At 66.4% G+C, this 1,787-nt stretch carries 3 protein-coding genes; all 3 read right to left on the bottom strand.

The window, feature by feature from the left end:
- On the bottom strand, positions 1-470 hold a 470-nt coding region (locus tag SREC43747_RS21205; RefSeq protein ID WP_161631134.1), incomplete at its 3' end, for an RDD family protein.
- A 144-nt stretch (positions 471-614) separates the two neighbouring features.
- The gene (locus SREC43747_RS0119155; protein ID WP_081722702.1) at positions 615-1,298 is read right to left on the bottom strand and encodes an RDD family protein; all 684 of its coding nucleotides are present in this window, start codon (positions 1,296-1,298) and stop codon (positions 615-617) included.
- A 137-nt stretch (positions 1,299-1,435) separates the two neighbouring features.
- The coding region (locus SREC43747_RS22110) for an RDD family protein (protein WP_029722987.1) at positions 1,436-1,787 on the bottom strand (352 nt) is incomplete at its 5' end.

Genomic DNA, 1,787 nt, shown 5'->3' with positions numbered 1-1,787 from the left:
CCGACCGGCTGACCGGTCTGCTCGCTGACGGTCTTGATCTTGACCATCTTCTGACCGATCGTCTGACCGGTGGTACCCCGGCGATACGCCAGGTTCCAGATCATGAAGGCGGTATAGAGGAGCGGACCGACGACGTAGGCCACCACCTCGACGAGTACGCCGGCTGCACTACCGCTGCTAGCGCCACCGGTCAAGAAAATGCCCAGGAAAGTGAAAATGAACATCACGATGGTGTAGGCGATGTTGGGCAGCCCGACATCGACGAGATAGCCCAGGAACCGCGTGCCCCACGAGGCCAACTCACCCGCCGGGTGGTACCCCGGCGGGTAAGCCCCACCAGCGGGGGCACCGTACTGCGGAACCGGCTGTCCGGGCTGCTGCGGCAGCGCAGGCGCGCCGGGCTGCTGCGGGAACCCGCCCGACGGTTGACCGAAGGACTGCGGCCCGGACGGAGGATAGGGACTCGTCACGAATGCTCCCTCTTCAACACGAACCAGCACAACGCTCTCACCGATCGGAGCGGCACCGACCGGAACCAACGCGGACCGGCCGGGTGATCTCCAGCCTCCGCTGAAAACCACCCGGCGAAACTCACGCCGCGAGCCAGAGCATTATCACTGGCCGTACCCGGGCGGCTGCGGGAACCCGGGCTGCTGCGGATGTCCAGATTGGAACGAACCGGGCTGGGAGTCCACACGCACCACCACGGTGCGCACGATCTTGTCCGCCCAGGTCTGCCGCTTCTCGTCCCACAACGGCGCCAAGTAGCCGACGCCGCAGGCCAACCCGTCGAGTCCATGGCAAAGATCGCGCAAGAACGCGTTGCCGAAACCGATCGGCTGACCGGTCTCCTCGCTGACGGTCTTGATCTTGACCATCTTCTGACCGATCGTCTGGCCTTTGGTCCCCCGGCGGTATGCCGAGTTCCAGATCTGGAAACCGGCGAGACCGAACACGGCGAGCACCACGAACACCAGGATGAGGATCACGCCGGCAGCGATACCGCCGCCACTTCCGGAGCTGAAGAGCAAGCCGCTCAGCACACCGATGATGAGCGCCACGAGGGTGTAGACGACGACGGGCACCCCGACATCGACGAGGTACCCCAGCACCCGCGTGCCCCACGGGGCCAGCTCACCCGCCGGGTGATGACCGGGCGGGTATCCCCCCGCGAGGGCTCCGTGCTGCGGAACCGGCTGGCCGGGCTGCTGCGGCGCAGGGAACCCGGGCTGCTGCGGAAATCCGCCCGACGGCTGGCCGAAGGACTGCGGCCCGGACGGAGGATAGGGACTCGTCACGAATGTTCCCCTTCAACGCGAACCAGCGAAACGATCGATGACCCCGGTGGTCAACCAGCACCTGTCGGCACCGGCGCGAACCAACCGGGTGGTCTCCGCTGGAGACCACCTACCCCGCGTTGCGAATCAGAGCACCATCACTGGCCGTACCCAGGCGGTGGGGGAAACCCGGGCTGCTGCGGCTGGCCAGGCTGCGGCTGCGGATACCCGGCCTGCTGCTGCGGGTATCCGGGCTGGCCGTATCCGGCCTGGGGCGCACCGGGCTGGTCGTCCGCGCGCACCACCACGGTCTGCATGATCTTGTCCGCCCAGGTCTGCCGCTTCTCGTCCCACAATGGCGCCAAGAAACCGACGTAGCAAGCAAGGCTGTCGAGCGCGTGGCAGAGCTCCCGCAGGAACGCGTTGCCGAAACCGACCGGCTGACCGGTCTGCTCGCTGACGGTCTTGATCTTGACCATCTTCTGACCGATCGTCTGACCGGTGGTACCC

Origin of the sequence: Saccharopolyspora rectivirgula DSM 43747 (assembly GCF_000497205.1) — a bacterium.
Classification (GTDB): Bacteria; Actinomycetota; Actinomycetes; order Mycobacteriales; family Pseudonocardiaceae; genus Saccharopolyspora; species Saccharopolyspora rectivirgula.
Note: the sequence above shows the minus strand (reverse complement) of the source record. Positions and strands in the feature narration are given on the sequence as shown.